This is a genomic window from Candidatus Woesearchaeota archaeon, from assembly GCA_016214075.1.
Lineage (GTDB): Archaea > Nanobdellota > Nanobdellia > Woesearchaeales > DSVV01 > JACRPI01.
On the sequence record JACRPI010000026.1, the window covers coordinates 1 to 4,110 of the forward strand.

6 protein-coding genes are annotated in these 4,110 nt (G+C 40.5%); 3 read left to right on the forward strand and 3 right to left on the reverse strand.

Features of this window, described 5'->3' with window-relative positions; all coding sequences use genetic code 11:
* Positions 1–58 precede the first annotated feature (58 nt).
* Genes HZC31_05455 through HZC31_05465 form a run of 3 tightly spaced genes read right to left on the reverse strand, consistent with a single transcriptional unit; the run spans position 59 to position 1,319 of the window.
* A complete protein-coding gene (locus HZC31_05455; GenBank protein MBI5002809.1) occupies positions 59–667 on the reverse strand; it encodes a hypothetical protein in 609 nt (202 codons plus the stop codon).
* 32 nt (positions 668–699) lie between these two features.
* Positions 700–1,155 (reverse strand): hypothetical protein, encoded by a 456-nt coding sequence (locus tag HZC31_05460; GenBank protein ID MBI5002810.1) that lies wholly within the window; start codon positions 1,153–1,155, stop codon positions 700–702.
* 2 nt (positions 1,156–1,157) lie between these two features.
* On the reverse strand, positions 1,158–1,319 hold the full coding sequence (locus HZC31_05465; GenBank protein ID MBI5002811.1) for a DUF2080 family transposase-associated protein: 162 nt from the start codon (positions 1,317–1,319) through the stop codon (positions 1,158–1,160).
* 52 nt (positions 1,320–1,371) lie between these two features.
* On the opposite strand from HZC31_05465, the gene HZC31_05470 reads away from it, so the two are divergent.
* From HZC31_05470 to radA, 3 genes are all read left to right on the forward strand, one after another.
* On the forward strand, positions 1,372–2,292 hold the full coding sequence (locus tag HZC31_05470; protein ID MBI5002812.1) for an IS5 family transposase: 921 nt from the start codon (positions 1,372–1,374) through the stop codon (positions 2,290–2,292).
* A gap of 400 nt (positions 2,293–2,692) precedes the next feature.
* Complete coding sequence (locus tag HZC31_05475; protein ID MBI5002813.1) at positions 2,693–2,971, forward strand: hypothetical protein; 279 nt, start codon at positions 2,693–2,695, stop codon at positions 2,969–2,971.
* 248 nt (positions 2,972–3,219) lie between these two features.
* Positions 3,220–4,110, forward strand: an 891-nt coding sequence (gene radA / locus HZC31_05480) for a DNA repair and recombination protein RadA (GenBank protein MBI5002814.1), incomplete at its 3' end; no start/stop codon positions are given.

Consider the following 4,110-nt stretch of genomic DNA (forward strand, 5'->3'; position numbering starts at 1 on the left):
CTTTAGATTCAGGCTTATATTTAAAGGTTTCGGCTATTTTATCACTAATAAGGAGTAATTAATTTGCGCCGTAAATTGTTGCGAGGTATCTTTGCTGATCATCTCGATAGACAGAAGCATACGGAAGGTGTGATATGAGTAATGGAGAAGATGATTGCATAAGAATCAGGTTGGCAAATTCTTTGCCATAACTTTTGATAAGGCGCGCCAGTCCTTGCTCATTGTCTCCTGCATTAAAAAAAATATCTACTGCATGCGGTGTTATATGCAGTTGCTGCAGATACGTCGCAGGGTCAAGAAAATCTCCTTCCACAAGCCATGGTCCATTATTATTTTCCGACTGGTCGAGAATTCCCTGTGCAATAAGTTCTCCTCTGCGTTTTATTGCAGTGGCATACATTGCTCTGTCTCCTTCAATAGAACATGCCCGTGCTCCATAGAGGGACGCGAGCGCGGCAACTCTGCCATCTCCGCCTCCTGCGTCAGCAAAAATATCCATTGGTCTCAGATCTCTCTGATGGTACAATATATCAAACACTGTTCGGACATCACGGAGATTTGTCGGGCGATAATATCCAATAGAAGTTCGTTTTGGTTGTCGTTCTTCCTTATGGAATTGGTCATAATACCGGACAAGCGCATCTATTCTCTGTTTGTCAAGAGCCATATTCGAAAGAAAGTACATGCAACCTAAATATTTTATGGCCTGTAGAGTGTTCGTGTCTGCTGTCGGAATATGGGAAAAGAGGTTTGCTGAAGCCGTTGGGCATATTCTTGCAGAAGAGCAATATCTTGACATCCAGAGAAAAATCCGCCCAGATAAGATGCAAGAAGTGCACTTCCTTCTTTGCCAATAGTATCTAGTGAAACAATATGTCCTGCGCGGCTTGTACTGCTCAAGTCAAAAAATAATGCGCTGAAGAAGGATATCTTATCCTCATTTGGTACTCTTTTCAGGCACGTCGGCAAATATCCATTTGCAGCAGGAAAATTCGCAGCAGCAAGATCGCGAAGCTGCTGTTCGAGAACAAGCGGCGCAATTCCTTCCTGAAGCACATACCCTGCGCCATGAAGTATTCCCACATATCGGGCAAGATGAATTGTTGGAGAAATAGGGAGTGAATAGTTTCCCCCTTCAGAAATGCTGTGTTGCATAATTAATTCTTCTTTCTGATTATGACATAAACTTCTTTTCCAACATATTTTTTCAAGCAATCGATTTTTGCGCCATTTCCAAATTTTGTCACAGTCTTTTGGAAGATAGTTTCTACTTCATCTTTGAGTTCTAACTCATTGTTTTTTATTTTTAAGGTTCTCATAACAACAAGATATATATACATGTATATATATCTTTCTATTTTGAGGTGTTTTATGGCAAAAACAAAACGATGGGGAGATAGTTATTTTGACAGACGTGATTGGAAAAAGTACAATGAACAGCTCATCAAGCGAGGCGAGTTCTTTTTAGATTTAGACTTCATTGAAAAATGGGAAGATGAATTATATCAAATGAATTTGGGGAAAATAGGAGCACCTTATCAATTTCCAAATTCTCTCATTGAGTTACAAGGAATCTGGCATGCAAAAAGTATTCCTTGTCGAATGATTGAAGGAATGACCAGAAGATTAGCTGATTTTGGGAAAGTTCCAAACTACAACGATTACACCACAGCTAATCGACGCATAAACAAGCTGGAATGTCAGCTTGTTGTGCCGCAAGGCAATAGCCTTACTTTATTTAGTGATGGAACTGGTTTGCAAGTGATAGAAAGTGGCGAATATCTACGTGAAAAATATGGTAAGAAAAACCGTCGCTGGGTACAAGTAATTATTTTGGGCGATCCAAAATCAAAAGAACCAGTGAGCTTTGAAGTTAATCTTATTCAAGAGTCTGAATTAGATTCGGCAAAGCGACAGCTTGCCGATTTACGAAATAAAAAAGTGAATATTAAATGCTTTGGTGGTGATGGTTCTTACGATGAGATTGCTCTTTGGAATCAACTGGTCTACAATGGAATTGAACCAATCATCAAGCCAGATAAAAATGCTATCGTTCCCTCCGGAAGTAGGGAACGAGATAAGAATGTAGAAGAACGAAATCTTTTAGGATATGATCTTTGGGCAAGAGAACATCAATATGGCTCTCGTTGGTTGGCGACAGAGGGGATATTTAGCGCAGTAAAGAGGATGTTTGGGGAGAAAATACATGCAAGATCAGAGAGGGGGATAATTCAAGAAGCGAAAATAAAATTCTGGGCGTATCAGAAGATGAAACGCTACGCTGAAGCGTAGCTTCTGCTATACTCCAATACAAGATCATTTTGAATTATGCAACACAGCAATTGAAATAATAAAAATAATGACATGCCTCGCCATGCGTTGCTTGTTCGTGAGTTCAGCGTTGCGAGTTCGTAATCAATTATCATTAAAGAATTTTTAGAAAAAATCACCTGCCGTACATCAGAAAGTTATTTTTTCAAAATTCTTTATACCACAAGACAAACCATCATGTCCAGTGCTCTTATTCTCAGTAAATCGTAAGCACAACCCACACTGGACATGCTGCTGTGAGCTATATCTACTTCTGTGATAATGATAAGAGTACACCACAGATGAGAGTTTTGAGAAGAAAAGTGCAGAAATGCACCAGAACTCGCACTGCTGAAAGAAAACCCGAAAGGAAGGTGGAATTATGGAAACCAAAACAGGAAATAAGCCAGTAAAGAAATTCAGAGCAGGAGCTGTCAGCGTGACTGTCTGGAAGAATGCAGGAAAAGAAGTTGATGGCAAAGAAATGAGCTACAACACGATTTCTTTGGAACGAAGCTACAAAGACAAGGAAGGAGCATGGAAAAGTACAAATTCCATGAGAATTAATGACCTTCCAAGAGCTGCCGCAGCAATAAACAAGGCATATGATTTCCTTGTCTTTGCAAAAGATAGTGCAGACGTAGCTGAAGCTGAAGAATAAGCAAAAGTTTTGTTTGCGTCAAGAACAACCGATCACCGCTCCCTTCGGTCGCTATAGATCGGTGGCATGGCTTAGGTGGTTCTTGACGCATTGCGAAATTCCACAGTTCATTTTTTGATTGTGGACTTCGTCCACTGGTGAAACACACTAGTGGAATTTCGGAATGCTTAATTAAATCTTTTATTTTTTTATTATTTTCAATTAAAAAATGAATGAAGTGAAATTTTTTAAATAAGGAGGAGATCCCTATGCGAAGACAACAACAGGTATTTGAGGAAAACATGAGTACAGAAGAATTTGATGAAGAAAAGTTCCGCGAGGAAAAAGCAGCGCTGGAACAAAGCGAAGAGACTGGTGAAGTAAAGAAGAAGGGAAACATCACCATTCATGACCTGCCAGGAATTGGTCCTGCGACAGCAGAAAAATTAACTGCAGTAGGGTTTGGAACAGTGATGGCGATTGCTGTTGCAACTCCGGGAGAGATTGTGGAAGCAACAGGCATTTCTGAACCAGGCGCGAGAAAAATAATCAACGCAGCGCGAACAAATCTGGATATGGGATTTGAAAGCGGCGATCAAGTGATGAAGAAGCGAGAGCGCGTCACAAAAATCTCAACTGGCCACAAAGGGTTTGATGCGATGATGGCTGGCGGCTTTGAAACAGGAGCAATTACAGAAATCTACGCAGAGTTTGGTGCAGGAAAAACGCAAGTTGGTCATATTCTTGCAGTCAACGCAGTGGCGGCAGACATAGACAATAATCCCGTTGTGTTTTACGTGGATACAGAAAATACCTTTCGCCCAGAAAGAATCAAACAATTGGCAGAAGCAAAAGGATTGGATGCTGACAAAGTATTGAAGTGCATCAAAGTAGGAAGAGCGTACAATAGCGATCATCAAATGCTGCTTGTCGAAAAAGTAGAGGAAATGATTAATGAACAGCAGATGAATGTCAAGCTCATTGTGGTGGATTCGTTGACAGCACATTTCAGAGCAGAGTTTGTCGGACGAGGAACACTTGCAGAACGCCAGCAAAAGATCAACAAGCACATGCACAATTTGCTCAAAATTGCAGACACACAAAACATCTGCGTCTATGTCACAAATCAAGTGATGTCAAAGCCAGATCAGTTCTTTGGA

What these genes read in the sequence shown, in the direction of transcription:
- HZC31_05455 (MBI5002809.1), bottom strand. Translation starts at nt 667, where the DNA reads ATGGCTCTTGACAAACAGAGAATAGATGCGCTTGTCCGGTATTATGAC.
- HZC31_05460 (MBI5002810.1), bottom strand. Translation starts at nt 1,155, where the DNA reads ATGCAACACAGCATTTCTGAAGGGGGAAACTATTCACTCCCTATTTCT.
- HZC31_05465 (MBI5002811.1), bottom strand. Translation starts at nt 1,319, where the DNA reads ATGAGAACCTTAAAAATAAAAAACAATGAGTTAGAACTCAAAGATGAA.
- HZC31_05470 (MBI5002812.1), top strand. Translation starts at nt 1,372, where the DNA reads ATGGCAAAAACAAAACGATGGGGAGATAGTTATTTTGACAGACGTGAT.
- HZC31_05475 (MBI5002813.1), top strand. Translation starts at nt 2,693, where the DNA reads ATGGAAACCAAAACAGGAAATAAGCCAGTAAAGAAATTCAGAGCAGGA.